This window comes from Microbulbifer taiwanensis (genome assembly GCF_014904815.1).
Lineage (GTDB): Bacteria > Pseudomonadota > Gammaproteobacteria > Pseudomonadales > Cellvibrionaceae > Microbulbifer > Microbulbifer taiwanensis.
Genome location: NZ_JACZFR010000032.1, coordinates 19,545 through 40,596, shown reverse-complemented (window position 1 = coordinate 40,596; position 21,052 = coordinate 19,545). Strand labels below are relative to the sequence as shown.

The 21,052-nt window shown below is 59.9% G+C and carries 16 protein-coding genes and 1 tRNA gene; 14 read left to right on the top strand and 3 right to left on the bottom strand.

Annotated elements, in window-relative coordinates; all coding sequences use genetic code 11:
• The first annotated feature begins 50 nt into the window (after positions 1 to 50).
• From fadA to IG627_RS12425, 8 genes are all read left to right on the top strand, one after another.
• On the top strand, positions 51 to 1,226 hold the full coding sequence (gene fadA / locus IG627_RS12460; protein WP_193192698.1) for an acetyl-CoA C-acyltransferase FadA: 1,176 nt from the start codon (positions 51 to 53) through the stop codon (positions 1,224 to 1,226).
• A gap of 226 nt (positions 1,227 to 1,452) precedes the next feature.
• Positions 1,453 to 1,537, top strand: a tRNA-Leu gene (locus tag IG627_RS12455).
• 196 nt (positions 1,538 to 1,733) lie between these two features.
• Complete coding sequence (tig, locus tag IG627_RS12450) at positions 1,734 to 3,047, top strand: trigger factor (RefSeq protein WP_193192697.1); 1,314 nt, start codon at positions 1,734 to 1,736, stop codon at positions 3,045 to 3,047.
• A gap of 188 nt (positions 3,048 to 3,235) precedes the next feature.
• On the top strand, positions 3,236 to 3,880 hold the full coding sequence (clpP, locus tag IG627_RS12445; RefSeq protein ID WP_193192696.1) for an ATP-dependent Clp endopeptidase proteolytic subunit ClpP: 645 nt from the start codon (positions 3,236 to 3,238) through the stop codon (positions 3,878 to 3,880).
• Between the two features lie 310 nt (positions 3,881 to 4,190).
• The gene (clpX, locus tag IG627_RS12440) at positions 4,191 to 5,477 is read left to right on the top strand and encodes an ATP-dependent Clp protease ATP-binding subunit ClpX (protein WP_193192695.1); all 1,287 of its coding nucleotides are present in this window, start codon (positions 4,191 to 4,193) and stop codon (positions 5,475 to 5,477) included.
• A gap of 289 nt (positions 5,478 to 5,766) precedes the next feature.
• The gene (gene lon / locus IG627_RS12435; RefSeq protein WP_193192694.1) at positions 5,767 to 8,172 is read left to right on the top strand and encodes an endopeptidase La; all 2,406 of its coding nucleotides are present in this window, start codon (positions 5,767 to 5,769) and stop codon (positions 8,170 to 8,172) included.
• A gap of 255 nt (positions 8,173 to 8,427) precedes the next feature.
• The gene (locus IG627_RS12430) at positions 8,428 to 8,700 is read left to right on the top strand and encodes an HU family DNA-binding protein (protein ID WP_193165395.1); all 273 of its coding nucleotides are present in this window, start codon (positions 8,428 to 8,430) and stop codon (positions 8,698 to 8,700) included.
• 249 nt (positions 8,701 to 8,949) lie between these two features.
• The gene (locus IG627_RS12425) at positions 8,950 to 10,827 is read left to right on the top strand and encodes a SurA N-terminal domain-containing protein (protein ID WP_193192693.1); all 1,878 of its coding nucleotides are present in this window, start codon (positions 8,950 to 8,952) and stop codon (positions 10,825 to 10,827) included.
• Positions 10,828 to 10,935: 108 nt separating this feature from the next.
• On the opposite strand, the gene IG627_RS12420 is transcribed toward IG627_RS12425, so the two are convergent.
• Together IG627_RS12420 and gloB are read right to left on the bottom strand one after the other, a co-directional pair.
• Positions 10,936 to 12,489: a LysM peptidoglycan-binding domain-containing protein gene (locus IG627_RS12420; protein ID WP_193192692.1), complete on the bottom strand. Its 1,554-nt coding sequence runs from the start codon at positions 12,487 to 12,489 to the stop codon at positions 10,936 to 10,938.
• Positions 12,490 to 12,686: 197 nt separating this feature from the next.
• Complete coding sequence (gene gloB / locus IG627_RS12415; RefSeq protein ID WP_193192691.1) at positions 12,687 to 13,469, bottom strand: hydroxyacylglutathione hydrolase; 783 nt, start codon at positions 13,467 to 13,469, stop codon at positions 12,687 to 12,689.
• Positions 13,470 to 13,684: 215 nt separating this feature from the next.
• Here gloB and IG627_RS12410 point away from each other — a divergent pair, with 215 nt between their 5' ends.
• The 3 genes from IG627_RS12410 to dnaQ are packed head-to-tail and all read left to right on the top strand — an operon-like array spanning position 13,685 to position 15,697.
• Positions 13,685 to 14,473, top strand: a complete 789-nt coding sequence (locus IG627_RS12410; protein ID WP_193192690.1) for a class I SAM-dependent methyltransferase — start codon at positions 13,685 to 13,687, stop codon at positions 14,471 to 14,473.
• Positions 14,474 to 14,525: 52 nt separating this feature from the next.
• Positions 14,526 to 14,963 (top strand): ribonuclease HI, encoded by a 438-nt coding sequence (gene rnhA / locus IG627_RS12405; protein ID WP_193192689.1) that lies wholly within the window; start codon positions 14,526 to 14,528, stop codon positions 14,961 to 14,963.
• A gap of 11 nt (positions 14,964 to 14,974) precedes the next feature.
• Positions 14,975 to 15,697: a DNA polymerase III subunit epsilon gene (gene dnaQ / locus IG627_RS12400; protein ID WP_193192688.1), complete on the top strand. Its 723-nt coding sequence runs from the start codon at positions 14,975 to 14,977 to the stop codon at positions 15,695 to 15,697.
• Between the two features lie 112 nt (positions 15,698 to 15,809).
• Here dnaQ and nhaB read toward each other — a convergent pair whose 3' ends face one another.
• A complete protein-coding gene (nhaB, locus tag IG627_RS12395; RefSeq protein WP_193192687.1) occupies positions 15,810 to 17,345 on the bottom strand; it encodes a sodium/proton antiporter NhaB in 1,536 nt (511 codons plus the stop codon).
• Positions 17,346 to 17,724: 379 nt separating this feature from the next.
• Between nhaB and IG627_RS12390 the strand changes: the two genes are divergently transcribed.
• From IG627_RS12390 to IG627_RS12380, 3 genes are all read left to right on the top strand, one after another.
• Entirely contained in the window at positions 17,725 to 19,422 is a 1,698-nt protein-coding gene (locus IG627_RS12390) for a hypothetical protein (RefSeq protein WP_193192686.1), read from the top strand.
• Positions 19,423 to 19,522: 100 nt separating this feature from the next.
• Positions 19,523 to 20,326, top strand: a complete 804-nt coding sequence (gene nudC, locus IG627_RS12385) for an NAD(+) diphosphatase (protein ID WP_193192685.1) — start codon at positions 19,523 to 19,525, stop codon at positions 20,324 to 20,326.
• A 59-nt stretch (positions 20,327 to 20,385) separates the two neighbouring features.
• The gene (locus tag IG627_RS12380; RefSeq protein ID WP_193192684.1) at positions 20,386 to 21,036 is read left to right on the top strand and encodes a cation/multidrug efflux pump; all 651 of its coding nucleotides are present in this window, start codon (positions 20,386 to 20,388) and stop codon (positions 21,034 to 21,036) included.
• Positions 21,037 to 21,052 lie beyond the last annotated feature (16 nt).

The window sequence follows — 21,052 nt, the reverse complement described above, 5'->3', positions numbered from 1 at the left end:
CCTGTGGGAGCGGCCACTGGCCGCTCCTGCGGCAAGATTGGAGATTGAAAATGAGTTTAAATCCTAGAGATGCCGTAATCGTCGACTACGCGCGCACGGCCATGGGCCGCTCCAAGAACGGCGTTTACCGCAATGTGCGTGCCGACGACATGTCTGCGGAGCTGTTGAAAAAATTCCTGCAGCGCAATGACAGGCTGGATCCGGCCGAGATCGACGACCTGATCTGGGGCTGCGTGATGCAGCGCGACGAGCAGGGCTTCAACGTGGCCCGTTTTATTGGTCTGCGTGCCGGCCTGCCGCATACTGTGCCGGCGCAGACAGTGAACCGCCTGTGCGGCTCCTCCATGTCGGCCCTGCACACCGCGGCGGCCAATATCCGCTCCGGCCTGGGTGACGTCTATGTGGTCGGCGGTGTCGAGCATATGGGCCACCTGAACATGATGGAGCATGTGAGCCCCAACCCGATACTGGGTCGCAATATGGCCAAGGCCGCCGGCTCCATGGGTATGACCGCGGAATACCTGGCGATGATGCACGGCATCCAGCGCCAGCAGATGGACGAGTTCGGTGCCCGTTCGCACCAGTGTGCTGCCGCGGCCACAGAAGCCGGGAAGTTCAGCCGGGAAATTATCGCCATCGAGGGTCACGACGACGATGGCGTGCCCTTCCTGGTGGAAACCGACCAGACCATCCGCCCAGACACCACCGTCGAGGGGCTGGCACAGCTGCGCCCGGCGTTTGATCCCAAGCACGGCCAGGTGACTGCGGGTACTTCGTCGCAGATCACCGACGGCGCCTCAGTGATGCTGATGATGTCCGCCGAGCGTGCCCAGTCTCTGGGTCTGACGCCCATCGCCAAGGTGCGCGATATGGCGCTGGCCGGGGTGGATCCCTCCATCATGGGTTACGGCCCGGTGCCCTCCACCCAGAAGGCGCTGAAGAGTGCCGGCCTGTCCATCGATGACATCGACAAGGTGGAGCTGAACGAGGCCTTCGCCGCCCAGGCGCTGCCTGTGTTGAAGGATCTGAAGCTGCTCGACAAGATGGACGAGAAGGTGAACCTCTATGGCGGCGCCATCGCACTGGGTCACCCCTTCGGCTGTTCCGGCGTGCGCATCACCGGTACTCTGCTGTCGGTGATGCAGAACGAGGGCGGTACCCTGGGAGTCTCCACCATGTGTATTGGTCTCGGGCAGGGCATTACGACCATTGTTGAGAGAGTGTGATCGATACCGCAATCCGGTCAAAGAGGGCGCCTTCGCGGCGCCCTCTGCTTTTGTGTATCGCGGGTGCCTTTTGAGCCTGTTTTTTTCGCGTCGGAAGCGCCGTGGAATGGCATTTTGTTGAAGCCCTCAGGCGCCTGTGGCACAATCTGCTCCCCTCGTCGCTGGGGTCCGATGTTTTTGCGCTAAATTGCAGGAATATCAATGAGTTAGCGTCGAGGCGGATTTCGGGGACGTGGTGGAATTGGTAGACACGCCAGATTTAGGTTCTGGTGCCGCAAGGTGTGGGAGTTCAAGTCTCCCCGTCCCCACCAATCAAGGATTTATGCAGTCCGCATCACCTGGCCGAACAGGGCAGGTGCGGGCTGTTTGTATTTGGCGACAGTCGGCAATTGCCGCGCAATTCCGATACAGATGCCATGTGAGGCGGTCGACCGGCAGAGTCCCGGCGCCCCGGTATAAGTTGGCGCTGCGGCGCGAGTAAAAAGAGATAATCTCACGAGGATTAACATGCAGGTTTCCATCGAAACAACTTCCGGCCTGGAGCGTCGTTTAACGGTTAATTTGCCGGCAGAAATCGTCGATCAGGAAGTGGACAAGCGCCTTCAGCAGGCGGCCAAGAATGTCCGCGTAAACGGTTTCCGCAAGGGCAAGGTGCCGTTGAAGGTTGTGCGCCAGCGCTACGGTGCCGGTGTGCGTCAGGAAGTTGTCGGCGATGTCCTGGGCCGCTCCTTCTACGACGCAGTGCAGAAGCAGGATGTAAAGCCTGCCGGCCAGCCGAGCATCGAGGTCGTCAAGAGCGAGCCGGGTGAAAACCTGGAATACGTCGCCACCTTCGAGGTGTACCCCGAAGTGGAGCTGACAGACCTGGCTGAGGTCAGTGTCGAGCGCCCGGTTGCCGAAGTGACCGACAAAGATGTCGACAACATGGTCGATGTCCTCCGCAAGCAGCAGCAGAGCTGGAAGGAAACCAAGCGCAAGGCGCAGAAAGGCGACCGTGTGACCATCGACTTCGTCGGCCGCAAGGATGGCGAGGAGTTCGAGGGCGGCAAGGCGGAAGGCCACCAGTTGGTGCTGGGATCCGGCCAGATGATTCCGGGCTTTGAAGACGGCATCCTGGGCATGAAGCCGGGTGAAGAGAAGGATATCGACGTTACCTTCCCGGAAGACTACCAGGCGGAAGAGCTGCGCGGCGCCGCGGTGACTTTCAACATCAAGGTTAGCGCTTCCGAAAAGCCTGAACTGCCGGAGCTGGACGAAGAGTTCTTCAAGACCTACGGCGTGGAAGAGGGCGGTGAAGAGAAGTTCCGCGAAGAAGTGCGCGGCAACATGCAGCGCGAGCTGAAAAATGCAGCCCTGAACAAGGTCAAGACCCAGGTCATGGACCAGCTGTTTGAAAAACATCCGGTAGAACTGCCTGCGGCGCTGGTGGCCGGTGAGGTTCGCACCCTGCGCGGCCAGATGGTGCAGCAGTTTGGCGGCCAGATCAAAATGGAAGACGCAGAGAAGATGCTGCCGGACGCCATGTTCGAAGACCAGGCCAAGCGCCGCGTCGTACTGGGTTTGGTGGTCGGCGAAATCGTCAAGCAGAACAAGCTTTCTGTGGATGCGGATCGCGTCAAGGCCAAGGTGGAAGAGCTGGCCTCTACCTACCAGCAGCCGGAAGAAGTGGTCGAGTACTACTACAACAACCGCGAACTGCTGTCTGGCGTAGAGTCTGTGGTGCTGGAAGACCAGGTGGTGGACTTTGTTCTCGAGGCCGCCAAGGTTGAAGAGGTCAAGAGCAGCTACGACGACGTTATCAAGCCTCAGCAGCAGGGCTAAACTCAACAGTTGCCCTGCCAGTTGGCGACCGCAATAGGGCGGTCGCCAACCTTCTCCCTTCCTTTATTTGCCGGCTGGCTTTCTCGCGCATGACCGGTTAAGCTCAGAAAAACCGAATTTTCAGCCTCTGGCAGCCTGTGCCAGGGATTGACTCGCCTAATACGCCACAAAAGGAAGCTACGGTATCTATGGCACGTTTTGACTATCCCCTCGAGTCCTCGATTGATCCGAAAGCCACCGGGCTGGTACCCATGGTGGTGGAGCAGACTGCCCGGGGCGAGCGCTCATTCGATATATACTCGCGCCTGCTGAAAGAGCGGGTCATTTTCCTGGTGGGTCCCGTGGAAGACCATATGGCCAACCTGGTGGTGGCGCAGCTGCTCTTCCTGGAAGCGGAAAACCCCGACAAGGATATCCACCTCTATATCAACTCCCCTGGTGGATCGGTAACTGCGGGTATGTCCATTTACGACACCATGCAGTTTATCAAGCCGGATGTCAGCACCATGTGCATAGGCCAGGCCTGCAGCATGGGTGCCTTCCTGCTCACTGCCGGTGCCAATGGCAAGCGTTTTGCCACGCCCAATTCCCGGGTGATGATCCACCAGCCGAGCGGCGGCGCTCAAGGGCAGGCGAGCGATATCCATATTCACGCACAGGAAATCCTGAAGATCCGCCAGCGCCTGAACGAGCTGATGGCCCATCACGCGGGCCGCTCGGTGAGTGATATCGAGCGGGATACCGAGCGCGATCATTTTTTGAGCGCCGACGAGGCCAGGGAATACGGTCTTGTGGACGATGTGCTCTCGCAGCGCCAGGCGTTGGAAAAATAAACCCGCCTGCTGATAACTTTGAGCCGCTGGTGGCGTTGCCGGCGGCAGTGGACGGGTCTCCGGCCCGTCTCGGCACAAAGGGCTTGAAAAAGGCGCCAAAAGACAGCATCTTGCTATAGAAACAAATGGGCGCCTCTAGAAATCGTAGCGAGCGGGTGGCTGGTGGTGGTCGCCGGAGCGTAGCAACCGGAGTGTACTTTTAGTACATGTGGATTGTGAGCCCGCCGGATGCCGCCAGGCGCACGCGCAGTAGATTTTAGAGGTGACCGACGATGGGCCCCGGCTGGCCGAAACACCACGGAGTATTTTGATGACCGACCAGAGCAGCGGAGAAGACAACGGCAAACTGCTGTACTGTTCTTTCTGTGGCAAGAGCCAGCAGGAAGTGCGCAAGCTGATCGCGGGCCCGTCCGTCTTTATCTGTGACGAATGCGTCGAGTTGTGCACCGATATTATTCGTGAAGAGGTGCAGGAAACCTCCGAAGGTCCCGAGGGCCGCCTGCCCACACCGCGCGAAATCACTGAAATCCTCGATCAGTACGTGATCGGCCAGGAGCGCGCCAAGCGGGTGCTGGCGGTGGCTGTGTACAACCACTACAAGCGCCTGCGCAGTAAGACCGGCGTCAAGGGCAAGGAAGATGTCGAACTCAGCAAGTCCAATATCCTGCTGGTAGGTCCCACTGGCAGCGGCAAGACGCTGTTGGCAGAGACCCTGGCGCGCCTGCTCAACGTGCCCTTTACCATCGCCGATGCCACCACGCTGACCGAAGCCGGTTACGTGGGCGAGGACGTGGAAAATATTATCCAGAAGTTGTTGCAGAAGTGCGACTACGACGTCGAAAAGGCCCAGCAGGGCATCGTCTATATCGACGAAATTGACAAGATTTCGCGCAAATCCGACAACCCGTCCATTACCCGTGATGTGTCCGGCGAGGGCGTACAGCAGGCGCTGCTGAAGCTGATCGAGGGCACCGTTGCCTCGGTGCCGCCCCAGGGCGGACGCAAGCATCCGCAGCAGGAATTCCTGCAGGTGGATACCTCCAATATCCTGTTTATCTGCGGCGGTGCCTTTGCCGGGCTCGACAAGGTGATCCGCGACCGTTCCGAGAAGGGCGGAATCGGCTTCGGTGCCGAGGTGAAGTCCAAGGATGGTGACAGCAATTTCGGCCAGATACTACGCGATCTGGAGCCGGAAGACCTGGTACGCTACGGCCTGATTCCGGAATTCGTCGGCCGGTTGCCGGTTACCGCGACCCTGGAAGAACTGGACCGCATTGCCCTGGTCAAGATTCTGACCGAGCCGCGCAACGCCCTGACCAAGCAGTACGCCAAGCTGTTTGAAATGGAAGATGTGGAGCTGGATTTTCGTCCGGATGCCCTGGATGCGGTGGCAACCAAGGCAATGGAGCGCAAGACCGGCGCCCGCGGGCTGCGATCCATCATGGAATCGGTCCTGCTGGAAACCATGTACGATATCCCCTCTACCGACAATGTCGCCAAGGTCGTGATTGACGAGGCGGTCATCAAGGGAGAATCGGCGCCTTTATTGGTGTACGAGAGCGAAGCGCAACCGCAGAAGGCGGCGCCGGAAGAGTGATAGCCGGCGGTGATCTGAAAAAGCCCCAAATTGGGGCTTTTTTTATGGATCGCAGCTCGAGGGTGGAGGGCAATGGATTTTGTGCAGACCCGCGTCGGCTGCCCTGGCAAGGTGATTTTGAACCCCGTCATCGAGTTCGGCACAAATTCGCCGTTAGATTAGACTTGTATTCCGGTCGCCGCCCCCCCATCTCTAGCAACTGACAGGCGGCGGCCCAGAGTAAGCTGTATTCCCAAATAGCCGCATTGAGCCGCGCCAACTACCCAGTGATCGGGCCGAGAGGAGTTCTATGGATCAGCCATCCGACACCACACATGAATATCCGCTGTTGCCGCTGCGCGATGTCGTCGTATACCCGCATATGGTTATCCCGCTGTTTGTCGGCCGGGAGAAATCCATCGACGCCCTGGAAGAGGCGATGCGCAGTGACAAGCAGGTACTGCTGGTGGCGCAGCGCAAGGCTTCGGAAGATGATCCCGGCGCCGACGATATCTATCGTATCGGCACCGTTGCGAGCGTGCTGCAATTGCTGAAGCTGCCCGACGGGACCGTGAAGGTGCTGGTGGAAGGCAGCCAGCGAGTCAATATCACTGAAGTCACCGAGGGCGACGGCCACTACCGTGCGACTGTCGAGCCTATGGCAACCGAGGAGCTGCCGGAGGCGGAGGCCGAGGCGTTGGTGCGCTCGGCGATGACCCAGTTTGAGCAGTATGTCTCTGTCAGCAAGAAGGTGCCCAATGAGGTCATTACCTCTCTGTCCGGCATCGATGAGCCGGGGCGCCTGGCGGATACTATTGCCGCGCATATGTCGCTGGAGTTGAACCAGAAGCAGGAGCTGTTGGAAACCGCCAGCGTGAAGGAGCGACTCGAACACCTGCTCGGTCTGATGGATTCGGAGATTGACCTGATCCAAGTGGAAAAGCGCATTCGCGGCCGGGTCAAGAAGCAGATGGAAAAGAGCCAGCGCGAGTACTATCTGAATGAGCAGATGAAGGCCATTCAGAAAGAGTTGGGTGAAATTACCGAAGAGCCCAACGAGATCGAGGAGCTGGAGAAAAAAATCGCGGAGTCCGGCATGTCTGCCGAGGCGGAAAAGAAAACCCGCGCAGAAATGGGCAAGCTGAAAATGATGTCGCCCATGTCTGCGGAGGCGTCGGTATTGCGCAGCTATATCGACTGGATGTTGAGCGTGCCCTGGAAAAAAGCCAGCCGCGTGCGCCACGACCTGAAAAAAGCGGAAGAGATTCTCGAGAAAGAGCACTACGGCCTGGAGGAGGTCAAAGAGCGGATACTTGAGTACCTTGCCGTGCAGAAGCGGGTCAAGAAAGTAAAAGGCCCGATTCTCTGCCTGGTGGGCCCCCCCGGCGTGGGCAAGACCTCTCTCGGTCAGTCCATTGCCCGCGCGACTAACCGCAAATATGTGCGCATGGCGCTCGGCGGTGTGCGCGACGAGGCGGAAATTCGCGGCCATCGCCGTACTTATATCGGCTCTCTGCCCGGAAAGCTGATCCAGAAGATTTCCAAGGTCGGCGTGAAGAATCCATTGTTCCTGCTCGACGAAGTCGACAAGATGGGTATGGACCACCGCGGCGATCCGGCATCGGCGTTGCTGGAAGTGCTCGATCCGGAACAGAACAAATCGTTCAACGATCACTACCTGGAAGTGGACTACGACCTGTCTGACGTAATGTTCGTCTGCACTTCCAACTCCATGAATATTCCCGGCCCACTGCTGGACCGGATGGAAGTCATTCGTCTGCCCGGTTACACCGAGGACGAAAAGCTGAATATCGCCCAGCGTTACCTGGTGCCGAAGCAGCGTCAGGCCGCAGGCCTGAAAGAGGATGAGCTGGCGCTGGCCGACGATACGGTGCGGGATATTGTGCGCTATTACACCCGCGAGGCCGGCGTGCGCAACCTGGACCGCGAAATAGCGAAAGTCTGTCGCAAGGTGGTAACCAAGCATGTGCGCGAGCAGACCAGCAACAAGGTCACCGTGGTGCCGGAGCAGCTGGAGGAACTGCTCGGCGTGCGCAGGTTTGATTTCGGCCGTGCCGAGGAGGAAAACAAGATAGGCCTGGTTACCGGCCTGGCCTGGACCGAGGTGGGTGGGGAGCTGCTCAGCATCGAATCCTCTGCGGTACCGGGCAAAGGGCGGGTCATCAAGACCGGCTCTCTGGGGGACGTGATGCAGGAGTCCATACAGGCGGCCCTGACGGTGGTTCGCGCACGCTCCCAAGCCCTCGGTATAGCACCGGACTTCCACGAGACGCGGGATATTCATATCCATGTGCCTGAGGGGGCGACGCCGAAGGATGGACCTTCCGCCGGTATCGCAATGTGCACCGCGCTGGCATCGGTGCTCACCAATATTCCGGTGCGCTCCGAGGTGGCCATGACCGGTGAGATTACTCTGCGCGGAGAAGTTTTGCGTATCGGTGGTCTAAAGGAGAAGTTGTTGGCGGCGCATCGCGGCGGCATCAAGACCGTATTGATTCCGGCGGACAACGAGCGGGATCTGAAGGATATTCCGGATAATATCCTGCAGGACCTGGTGATCAAGCCTGTCAAATGGATTGACCAGGTGCTGGAACTGGCTCTCGAGCACAAGCCGGAATCTCTGTCCGATGAAGAGTATTCCGCTCTGCAAAAACAGGCCGAAGAGCGTTCCCAGCGCTCCATGCAAACTCACTGAGCCGTTTGCGGGGCATCATTGGATGCCCTTTGGCCGCATTAGGCTAAAAAATAAACTTTCCGCAGTAAAAAGCTGCTGGAGAATTGTCCAACTGCCCGGAAACCCGCATGGTTCCTTGACCCGCTACGGGGCAGTTGGTATAAAACGGGCCTTATTGACCGGCGCCAAAATTGCCGGCGATTGAAGGCTCGAACGCAGAGGTACCCCGGATGTGGGTACCCAAAACATACCTAGAAAAGAACAGAGGGATTAAGCGTGAATAAGTCCGAACTGATTGAAGCGATTGCCGCATCTGCAGATATTCCGAAAGCAGCAGCTGGCCGTGCTCTGGACGCAATGGTAGATAGCATCACTGGTGCCCTGAAGAAAGGGGATCAGGTTGCTCTGGTAGGTTTTGGTACTTTCGCCGTGAAAGAGCGCGCTGCCCGCACCGGCCGCAACCCGCGCACCGGCGACCCGATCGAAATCGCCGCGGCAAAAATCCCGAACTTCAAGGCCGGTAAAGCCCTGAAGGACGCCGTCAACTAAGTCATGCGGTAATTTGAGAAGCCTCGTTTACAAGTCGAAGCTTCAGGGAGGCGTATCAATTGGATGCGCCTTTTTTGTTTCGGGCCATCCATGGCCCTCACCCCGTCGGGGCAGCAAAAGCTGACTAAAATCGCGGTCCGGCCGCTCCAGGTGTTCGCGGTGGTCTTCGGCCCCAGCGATTTGTATCTGGTAATAATAAGCACCTGAAACCACGGGTTCAGGTAATAGAGTTAACTTACGGAGCCGAGCATGCTTCAGTCCATGCGAGATAACCTGAAAGGCACTGCTGCAATCATAGTTGCGGGCTTTTTCGGTTTCATTATGGTCATCGGGGGAATTGATTTTTTCACCGGTGCCAGTGGCGGTGCCGCCGATGCGGTGGCAGAGGTAAACGGTGAAACGATCAGCAACCTGGATCTGCAGCGCGCGATTCAGAATCGCCGTAATATGATCATGAGCCAGTACGGTGAGAATGTCCCTGCAGACCTGCTGAGCGACGAGCGGTTGCGCGAACCGGTACTGCAACAACTGGTCACCGGTTCTGTGATGCGCCAGGCGGCCCAGGACAGCGGTATGGTGATGAGTGCCGCGATCGTGGATCGGGAAACGGTGCAGATTCCCGGTTTCCAGGCGGGTGGCAAGTTTGACCCGCAGATATTTCGCGACGCACTGCGCCGTATGGGCTACAGCCCGGCCAGCTTTCGCCAGGTCATGGAGCGCGACCTGGTCCTGCAGCAGTACGCCGATGGTGTGACTGACAGCGCCTTCACCACCCGGAATGATGCCGAACAGGTGGTAGCTGTATCCATGGAAGAGCGCGATTTCGATTACACCGTCTTGCCGGTGCAGGACTTGCTGGAAACGATGACAGTGAGCGATAGTGAGGTCGAACAGTACTATCAGGACAACCAGGGCCAGTTCCAGCGTCCGGAGCAGGTCGCCATCGAATATATTGAGCTGAAGCCGGAACTGTTCGCTGCCAATATCGATGTATCGGAGCAGGACGTGCGCGCCCAGTATGAGCAGGAAGCCGCCAGCTTCCGCGCCGATATACGGCGCCACGCCGCCCATATCCTGCTGGAGGAGGCCGATCAGGCAAAGGTTGCCGAGATTCAGGCCAAACTGGACGCGGGTGAAGATTTCGCCGAGCTGGCCAAGACCTATTCGGACGACTTTGGCTCTCGCGAAGAGGGCGGCGATCTCGGTTTTACCAGCGGAGACGTTTTCCCGGAAGCTTTCGAGGAGGCGTTGGCATCCCTGGAAGTCGGCCAGGTTTCCGGGCCGGTAACCACCGACAGCGGCACCCACATTATCAAGTTGCTGGCGATCGAAGACGCCGAGCCACCGACCTTTGAGGAACGCAAAGCCGCGATTACCGCACAGTTGCGCAATGCCGAGGCCGAGCGCGAATTCGTCGGTGCCCTGGGGCGACTGGCGGATCTCGCCTACAACGCTGACAATCTGGCCGGTCCCGCCGAAGAGTTGGGTGTACCGTTGCAGACCAGCGCGCTGTTCAGCCGCCAGGGTGGTGCGGGTATTGCGGCCAACGACAAGGTGGTTGCTGCGGCCTTTGCGCCGGAGGTTAAGGAGGATGGCAATACCTCTGACGTACTGAACCTGACCAATGAGCACTCGGTGGTTCTCAAAGTGGCTGAGCACAAGCCGGCCGGTGTCTATCCGCTGGAAGAGGTGAAGCAGCAGATAGTCCAGCGGCTGAAGCGCGACAAGGCCAGCGAGCAGCTGGCGAGCCGTGCCCAGCAACTGAAAGAGCAGTTGGAAGCCGGTGGAGACTTCTCTGAGCTGGCAGAGGCCCAGGAGCTGACCCTGGAAACCAGCGACAAGACCCGTCGTGGCGGTTTTGGTGAGCGCGGCGAGATTATCGAAGAGGCATTTGCACTCGAGGCGCCGGGCTCCCGCGGGGATATCGTGGCCACCTTCGCTACCAGCGATGGCGACCTGGTTGTGCTGAAATTGCGCGACGTACGCCGCGGCGACCTGTCGCGCCAGAGCAGCGAGCAGCGTTGGGCACTGGTGCAGCAGCTGGCATCGGTCAACGGCGGCGCGGAACTCGCCGCTGTGCAGAAATACCTGGCCGATCAGGCGGATATTGAAATCCAGGAGAAGTGATTGGTGGGCGGTGATGAGTGGTCTGGAGAGGTCGTCCATCACCGAATCGCATCAACAAAAAAGCCCGCAATTGCGGGCTTTTTTGATTGTTGCACTCCTGGCCAGCGATCAGCCGCTGGCCGCGCTGTCGACAAACAGTGTCAGGCGCTGCCCCGGCTGCAGGTGGCTGGATTTGCTGATCTTGTTCCAGCGCAGGATATCGTCGATATCAATGCGGAACTTACTGGCGATGCGATAGAGAGAGTCGCCGCTGCGCACACGATAGGAGAGCTTGCGGGTGGTGCGACTGCTGTTGTCGCTGCCGCCATAGGCGACCAGGGTGCGTCCCGGGCGTAGTGTGTCGCCCGGCGCCATGCTGTTCCAGCTGGCCAGCTGGCGCACGCTGACATCAAGTGATCGCGCTATGCCCCAGAGGGTGTCTCCGGGCCTGACCGTGTAGCTGCTCTTGCGGCCGCTGCCGGAGGACTGGCGGCGCTTAACGCGCTGGTCCAGTGCGTAGGCATACTGGCCTGCGGGGCCGGAGGCGCTCGGGATCAGTAATGTCTTGCCGGCGCGGATGCTATTGCCACGGAGCTTGTTGGCTTCACGGATGGCCGCCACGGTGGTTTCGTAGCGGCGGGCGATGGTGGACAGAGTATCGCCGCGGGCGATCTTATAGCGTTGCCAGGTGACGCGCTGGTCCCTTGGCAGGTCCGCCAGGGCCGCAGTGAATATCTCCTGCTTTTCCACGGGGATCAGTAGGCGGTGATTGCCGTTGGGATCCGTGGCCCAGCGGTTGAATCCGGGATTCAGCAGGTAGAGTTCCTCGATCTCTATGTCGGCGAGTTCCGCCGCCTGGGACAGGTCTATCTGGCTGCCGACATCCACCGCGGTGTAATAGGGCTGGTTGGCGACGTCGTGCAGTGGCACCCGGTAGTAATCGGGGCGGGAAACCACTTCTGCCAATGCCAGTAATTGCGGTACGTAGCGCTTGGTTTCCCGCGGCAGCTTCAGGTCCCAGAAGCTGGTTCCCTGGCCGCGGCGCCGGTTGCGCTCTATGGCCCGGCGGACTGTGCCTTCGCCGGCATTGTAGGCCGCCATCGCCAGTTCCCAGTCGCCGTTGAAGCGTTTGGAAAGATAGGTGAAGTATTGAACCGCGGCGCGGGTGGATTCCGCCACGTCCCGGCGCCCGTCGTACCACCAGTTTTCGTGCAGGCCGAAGGAGCGGCCGGTGGCTGGAATAAACTGCCACATGCCGGAGGCGCGGGCGTGGGAATAGGCAAAGGGGTCGTAGGCACTCTCGACGATTGGCAGCAGTGCCAGCTCCAACGGCAGGTTGGACTGCTCCAGCTGCTCGGCGACGTGGAAGATATAGCGGCGCGAACGCTCGGTGACCCGGGCCATATAGCCCTCGTTGCGCGCGTAATAGGCGATATAGTCTTTGACTTTGGGGTCGTCGATTCGGCGGTCGAGGCGGAAACCCCGGCGCAGGCGATCCCAGATATCTACCGGCGGCAGGGCTTTCTCCGCCGGTTTCAGGATATCGGCGCCACTGGCAGCAATTGCGGCCGTCTCCTGCCCCTGCAGATTTTGTTTCCCGGGCGCGATGCTTTGATCCGGCATCTGCGTACAGGCCCCCACCGCCGCTGCCAGGAGCGCGACGGCAAATTTTTTGTGAACCATGCTTGGTGTCCGCAGTCGTTCTTCTAATTTCCAGGCTCAGGATGTGCCAATCGGCTTATCTTTTACTGCACCTGAGCTTTTCGTTGTAATTGTCTGATTCTAAAGAGCACGATTAGTTTCGGTCAATGCGAAACGGCTAGTTTTTGCGCAAAACGCCGGATAGATCGCCGCTCTCCAGGGAAATGTCATGTAATCGATTAAAATTTATCCTTCCAGCGTCTCAACCGGGCAAATACCTCCACTTCATCAGAGTCTTCGGTACCGCCGTTAGCGCCGTGATTGGCTGCACGTCGCGCTACGCCGGGTATATGGCAGCGCAGGAAGGGGTTTGTGGCGAGTTCCTCGCCAATGGTGGAGGGCAGGGTGGCGCGGTCGTCGGCCCGTAATTTTTCGCTCTCTGCAATGCGGTTGCGGATGGCGGCATTGCCCGGTTCCACCGCCTCGGCGAAGTGCAGGTTCGCCAGCGTGTATTCGTGAGCGCAATAGACCCGGGTTTCCGGGGGCAGGGCGGCCAGCTTGGACAGAGATTGGTACATCTGGACTGGTGTCCCCTCGAACAGGCGGCCGCAGCCGGCGGCGAAGAGGGTGTCACCGCAGAAGAGGTGCAGCTGGGGCGTGCCGTTTGATCCGGGCTCCTCGATCAGCAGGGCCAGGTGGTCGAGGGTGTGGCCGGGCACGTCCATGACCTGCATTGGCTGCCCGAGTATTTCGCGCTGGTCGCCGTTGGCCAGGGGTTCGGTGACACCCTCGATGGAGCCGGGGCCGTATACCGGGCAACCGTAGTGCCGGTGCAGCTCGGCAATACCACCGGTGTGGTCCGGGTGGTGGTGCGTAATCAGTATTCCGCTCAGGGGCTTGTCATCCAGCGCGTCAAATACCGGCCGGGCGTCGCCCGGGTCCACTACCCAGTGATCGCCGCCCTGCTGCAGGTGCCAGATGTAGTTGTCGCTGAAGGCGGGGATTGGGGATATGGTGAGCATTGTTGCGTCCGGCCAATTAAGATGGGGAAACGATACCATTAAGGTAGCTTGTGATGAATTGCTGTGCCGCTGCGCTCAGGAGAAGGCGAAGGGTGACTATCTCTGGCGACACCTGAGAGTAAAGTTGCTTCCAGGGGCGGGTGGATAAAACATTGGTCTCGCTCTGCGCGAAATCGGTAGAATCAGAGTTGGACTCGAATTCGGTCGGAGAAACCATGGCAAAGAAGTCCATATTGGGCAGGCGCGCCGAGTTGCCGTCGCTGGGGCAGACCTGCCCTGCGCTGTCGCACTGGTTCGCCAGTGGGCTGGGGGAGGAGATTCTCTCCCAGCAGCTGGCGCTGGCGCAGCCGCTGGTGGAGGGAATGTTCGGTTATCACCTGATGCAGGCGGGCGTCACCGACGCTGTTGATTTTGCTGCCTGCAGTCGCATCAACCACCGTTTTCGTCTCAGCGCCTGCCCCGAGCAGGAGAGTGCGGCATTGGTAGAATTCGAGCAGCTGCCATTGCCGTCGGAGTCTATCGATGTGGTGCTGTTGCACCATCTGCTGGATTTCGCCAGTCACCCGCACCAGGTGTTGCGCGAGGCCGCTCGGGTGTTGATACCCGGTGGTCAGATGCTGTTGATTGGGTTCAATCCCTTTTCCCTGTTGGGGCTGTCGCGCCTGTTGTTCTCCGGCAGTGCCTACCAGCGCGGCAATCAACTGCGTGCGGCGCGGGTCGCGGACTGGATGAACCTGCTGGACCTGCAGGCCAATACCCTGGAGCGCGGCTTCTTTCGCCTGCCGTTGCAACAGCGCGAACTGCTGGCCAAGACCGTCTGGATGGAGCGTCTCGGCGCCCGCTGGCGCTTGCCTTGGGGAGGCTTTTACATCATAGTCGCGCGCAAAGAAGTGGCGCGTATGCGCACCATCAAGATCAACTGGCGCGGCGAACAGAAACCCAGGCTGACCGCGGTGCCATCGAGCACGCGTGTCGCTGCGCGCGGACAACATCGTAAGCGGTGAAATCCTGCAGAATTGCCACGGGCCGCGCTTTTTCCACAGATAAGTATTCGATTTGAAACAAGTTACCATTTACACCGATGGCGCCTGCCGGGGTAATCCGGGCCCGGGAGGCTGGGGCGCTTTGCTGGTGCACGGCGATGCGGAAAAAGAACTGTTCGGCGGCGAGGCTCATACCACCAACAACCGCATGGAGCTGCTGGCGGCGATCAAAGCACTGGAAGCCTTGCGGCAACCCTGTCGCGTCGACCTGCACACCGATTCCCAGTACCTGCGACAGGGCATTACCAGCTGGATCAACAACTGGAAGAAGAACGGCTGGAAAACGGCTAGTAAGAAGCCGGTAAAAAATGCCGATCTATGGCGCGCACTGGACGAAAGCATTGCTGACCACCAGGTGCACTGGCACTGGGTCAAGGGGCATGCCGGCCATCCAGGCAACGAACGCGCCGATGAATTGGCCAATCGCGGCATCGACGAAATGGGGAGCTGAGAGGGCTGTAAATGCGTCAGGTTGTTCTTGATACCGAAACTACCGGTCTCGACCCGAAGACGGGTCACCGGATTATCGAAATCGGCTGTGTCGAGCTGGTCAATCGCAAACTCACGGGGCGCCACTATCACCAGTACATCAACCCCGAGCGGGAAGTGGATGACGGTGCGATCGAAGTGCATGGCATCACCAACGAGTTTCTGGTGGACAAGCCGGTCTTCGCCCAGATTGCCGATGAGTTTATGACCTTCTGCGAGGGCGCCGAACTGGTCATTCACAACGCGCCCTTCGACGTCGGCTTTATCAACTGGGAGCTGAAGCTGCTCGGCAGCCCGCGCTGGCAGAGCGTCGCGGCGCATTGCAGTGTGCTGGATACGCTGGCGCTGGCGCGGGAAAAGCACCCGGGGCAGAAAAACAACCTGGACGCCCTGTGCAAGCGCTACTTCGTCGACAATTCGCAGCGCGACCTGCACGGCGCACTGCTGGATGCGGAAATTCTCGCCGACGTCTACCTGATGATGACCGGCGGCCAGACAGACCTGGCGCTGGCCGGCGATCAGCAGTCAAATGACGAGGAAAGCGGTGAGCAGCGCGATCCGGCGGCCGGTACCATCCGCAGGCTGGCCGCGGATCGCGCGCCGCTATCGGTGTTGCAGGCGAGCACAGAGGAGATGGAGGGGCACCAGTCCATGCTGGCGCTGCTGGAAAAATCTGCGGGCAAACACTTCTGGTAAATGCGGAACAGCCGCAATTCCGCATTGACGAGGCACATCCCTGTGCCTCACCCGCGTTGCGGGCAGCCTGCGGCTATCCAAATCTGCTCCCGGCAGATTTGTCCGCATTCAATTAGATCGCGTAAACCACACAAACCATAGCCACAATGCTGAGCACTACCGTATAGGGCAGGGCCATCAGCACCATGCGACCGTAGGACAGCCGGATCAGCGGCGCCAGCGCCGAGGTCAGCAGGAACAGGAAGGCTGCCTGGCCGTTGGGTGTCGCCACGCTTGGCAGATTGGTGCCGGTATTGATCGCGATGGCAAGCTTGTCGAAATGCTCGCGGGTGATTTCGCCGGCGGTGAGCGCAGCCTTCACTTCGTTGATATACACGGTCGCCACGAACACATTGTCGCTGATCATCGACAGTATGCCGTTGGCCAGGAACAGCATGCCCGGCTGCTGTGAGGGCTCGAGTCCCAGTACAAAGTGGGTGACCGGCTCGAACAGGTGCTGCTGGTGGATCACCGCGACTATGGCAAAGAAGACCACCAGCAGTGCGGTAAACGGCAGTGCCTCTTCGAAAGCATGACCGATACGCGCTTCCTGCACCACGCCGTTAAACGCGGTCAGCAGCACGATAATCATCAGGCCGATTATGCCCACTTCGGCCACGTGAAATGCCAGCGCCAGTACCAACAGCATGGCAACTATGCCCTGGGTCCAGAGTTCCGCCACATCCCTGGATGTGCGCTTCTTCTCCTCCTCGCGGGAAAAGTTCACTAGCACTTCGCGCACAGCGCTCGGCAGCTTGGCGCCGTAGCCGCAGATTCCGCTCTTTTCCAGGAGGGCGCAGGTGGCGAGACCGGCAAAGAAGGTAGGTATGGTGACCGGCGCCATATTCAGGAAAAACTGCACGAATTCCCAGCCGGCCTTCTCCGCAATCAGCAGGTTCTGCGGTTCGCCCACCAGGGTGCAGACACCGCCCAGGGCAGTACCCACGGCGCCGTGCATGATCAGGCTGCGCAGGTAGGCGCGGAACTGGTCCAGGTCTTCGCGGTGGTACTCGACCACCTGATCGTCATTGGAGTGGTCGTGGTCGTGGTGATGGTGGGGCTGGTTGGAGGCCACCCGGTGATAGACCGAATAGAAGCCCACGGCAACCGCGATCAGTACCGCGGTCACGGTCAAGGCATCGAGAAACGCCGACAGGACTGCCGACACTGCACAGAACAGCAGTGACAGCATTGTCTTGGAGTTGACGTTGATCAGGATCTTGGTGAAGACGAAAAGCAGCAGGCTCTTCATAAAATAGATGCCGGCCACCATAAACATCAGCAGCAGTATCACTTCAAAGTTTTCCGTCACTTCGTGATAGACGGCATCGGTGCTGGTCATGCCCAGCAGCACCGCCTCAATGGCCAGCAGGCCCCCGGGCTGCAGCGGATAGCACTTGAGCGCCATGGCGAGAGTAAAAATAAACTCGGCAATCAGCACCCAGCCGGTGACAAAGGGGCCGCTGACATAGAGAATCAGTGGGTTGATGATCAAAAATGCGGCGATGGCAAACTTGTACCAATCGGGTGCCTCCCCCAGAAAGTTGTCGGTAAAGGCGCGGCCGAAGCCGCCGCCGGAAGCGGTGAGGGCATTATTGTAGGTGTTCATTCTTACTTCCTTGGTTAACCGCGTCGCCCGCCGGACGGGCTGGTGAGCCCCGGTTGGTGCGGGGTTCCGCGGCATAGGGAATACCGCCCCGTAGCGGCGGTTTAAGCCCGGCAAACGGTGTGGCTGTCGTCAGGTCAGGACATGCGCGTCTGTCGCGGCAGTGCCAAACGCTACTTATTTTGGGCGGAAATTCAAGTGGTTTTACCAATTTCCACTGCTGGATGCTCCGCTGGCCGCAGTTTTGTCGATTGTTCGGTGGAAATCGTCGGCGGAAAGGTGGACTCTTGGCAGGTTTGGTATAAATTGCTCTGTTCCCGGCCAGATCACTCTTGTTTGGTCGGGATTTGTACAACGAATGAAGAGTGCAGCGGTGTAGTCAGTGGCTGAATTGCGCGATATCAATATAACTTCTGTCAATGTGGTCAAGGATGAGCTGGTGGTCGCCGTGGATGGCGCCGCGGCTTATCTCGACCAGTTCGCAGCGGATCAAAACAACCGGCATTCGCTGGAGCTGTGCCTCTCCGCCATGCGCCAGGTGAGCGGTGTACTGCAGATGGTGCAGCTGCACGCGGGAGAGTTGCTGGCCCAGGAGATGCTCAGTGCGCTGGCCGACCTGCAGGAAGGGCGCCAGGAGGCAGCCGGTGACCTGATGGAGGCACTGGGGACCGGTTTCTATGTGGTGACCCGCTATCTCGACTTTGTCCAGAACCGCGGCACGGCGCGTCCGGAGCTGCTGATCCCCTATATCAACAACCTGCGCTCGGCGCGCTCGCAGCCGCCGGTCCCGGAGAGTCATTTTTTCCGCTGCCGCCTGGATGCGAATGTGCCCGGCGCCGTGTCGTCGGCAGTCATGTCGGAGGACCTGCGCAATTTCGTGCGCCGCTTCCGCCATATGTACCAGGTGGGTCTGCTGGCGCTGCTGCAGGGCAAACCCTGTAAACCGGCCTACACCATGATGGCGCGCGCGCTGCAGCGCGTGGCCAGTATCTCGGCGGGGCGCCCCAACGGGCGGCTTTGGGCCGTGGCCGGCGCCGCACTCGGCGGAATGGCATCGCGGGAGATGCACATCAATCGCTCGCGGGTCATGGTATTTAGCATGTTCGATCGGCGCCTGCGCGCCCTGCAGAAAGAGGGCGATGCGGCACTGGACCAGCCGGCGCCGCCGGTGTTGCTGAAGGAGAGTCTCTACTGGCTGGCGCTGTCGGCGCCCAGTGGCCAGGGCGCCAAAATGCTGGATGCTTTTTCGGCGGGTTCCCTGGGATACGACGAGGCAGAGCTGGAGCGCGAGCGGGCCAGCCTCGGCGGACCAGGTGCCACTGCAATCAGCGCTGTGGCGAGTGCACTGGACGAGGAGTTGTCCGGTGTGCGCCGCATGCTGGACGATGTGGAGATGATCGGGGTCACCGGACTGGACGATGAGGACGGCCTGGTGGGCACCCTGCAGCGTATCGCCAGCACACTGCAATTGCTGAATTTCAGAAGGGTCGGCGAGGGGCTGCGCAACGCTGTGCAGGAATACCGCAGCAGTGCCGGTGCCGGCGGTTCTGTCGCCGAAGCCGCGCTGCAGAAGCTGACCGGCCAGGTCCTGATGGTGGACAGCACCATCCGCGCGCTGCGCCAGAGCTCCTGTATTGATGTCGATGAATACGGGCATGCGGATGTTGCCCTGGAGCACAGCCAGCTGGCGGAAGCCGAGGTGGCGGTGTTGAAGGAGGCCGAGGCCGGCCTGTCGCTGATCAAGCGCGCCCTGGCTTCCTACGCCGAGTCGGGTTTCGACCACGGCCATATCCGCAATGTCTCCACCACTCTCAACTCGGTGCGCGGCGGCCTGGTGGTGCTCAACCTGCGCCACGCCGCGGCGGTGGTCGAGCGGCTGGTGGACTTTGTCGAAACGGTCATGGAGCAGCGCGATGCCGCGCCTGCGATAGAGCAGTCCCTGGACATCTTCGCAGATGCCATTATCAGCCTGGAATACTACCTCGGCGAGGTGAAGCTGCACCGCCAGGCGGACAGGCAGTCCCTGAATCTCGCCATGGAGAGTCTCGACGCCCTCGGCTACCCGGTAGAGGTGGCCTGAGCGGGACCCGAGCGGATCTGTAAGGCAGTCTTGGTAGTGCTGGAGTGCAGCCCCCTGGGTGGATCAGGAGTGCAGCCCTGAGCGGTCTTGGAGTTAAGTATTGAGCGATATTTTCATGCCTGCCGCCAGCGTATGGCCCCTGCCGGCGATGGCCAGGCACATCCTGATAGCCGACGGGCAGCTGCTGTGCTGCGGCGATCAGTTCTTGCACGGTAACAGTGTGCTGCCCCCCGATGCAGTGCTCCACAGCCACTACCTGGGAGAGCTGGCGGGACACGCCTGCGGAGTACACCTGCTCTCCCGTCAAATCGACGTCGACGGTTGTGACTGGCGCGGCCTGCGCAGCCTGCTCGGGCAGGTCGACGAATCACATTTCGCACTGGCCGGGCGCGCCCTGCAGGTGGTGAACTGGGACGGTGACCACCGTTTCTGTGGCCGCTGCGGCAGTGAGACCGAGTATCACCCCAACGACCGCGCACGAGTCTGCCCCTCCTGCCAGCTGGCGGTGTATCCGCGCATTTCTCCCTGTGTCATCATGCTGGTAACCCGCGGGGAGGAGTGCCTGCTGGCACGTCACACGGGCAATCGCTACTCGAAATACACGGCGCTGGCCGGGTTTATCGAGCCGGGTGAAAATGCCGAGCAGGCACTGGCGCGCGAAGTGCGTGAGGAGGTTGGACTGGAGGTGGGGGCGAGTCGTTATATTGGCAGCCAGCCGTGGCCCTTTCCCGGCCAGTTGATGCTCGGCTTCCTGGCCGAGTGCTCGGGCGGGGAGCTGAAACCGGATCGCGAAGAGATCTCCGAAGCGCAGTGGTTTCACTACAGCGCGCTGCCGGAACTGCCGTCGCCGCAGACACTGTCCGGGCAACTGATCCGCACTTTCGCGCAGTTGGCCGGCAAATGAAGCGCTTTTGAGCCGTCCCGTTTCCGCGGTGGGTTAAAAATACGGAGCCCGACAATACTATGTATATCGCCATTACCTTTCTGATCTCAATTCTGGCGCTGCTGATGGTGTTCTGGGGGGGCAGGGTGCTGCTCAACGGCAGCTGGGTGTTCGGATTCATTCGCGGCACAGTCGGCCTGCTGTTTCTCGGCGCCGCCCTGCTGATCGTGCTGGTGGCCGCGGATGTCTACAGTTACCGCAACCTGGCTGAGGAACATAGCGTCGGCACCCTGTCGTTCCGCAAGACCGGCGAGCAGCGTTTCGATGCGAAATTCTCCGATGAGGACGGCCTGGCCCAGCAGTTTGAATTGCACGGTGACCAGTGGCAACTCGACGCGCGTATGCTGAAATGGAAGGGGCCGTTGGCACGCTGGGGAATCCAGCCCGCCTACCGCCTGGATCGCCTCAGCGGTCGCTATCTCACCCTGCAGGATGAGCGCACCAGAGAGCGCTCGGTTCACGCATTGGACGGCAGTAATTACGGTGTCGATGTGTGGCAGTCGCTGCGCGGTTTGGATAACAGGCTGTCGTTCGTGGACGCGGTATACGGCAGTGCGACCTTTCTGCCGATGGAGGACGGCGCCGTGTACGAAGTGCGTATCAGCCATAACGGCCTGCTGGCGCGACCGCTGAACCAGCAGGCGACTTCGGCGCTTAACGAGTGGCAGTGAATCGCCGATAATTCTG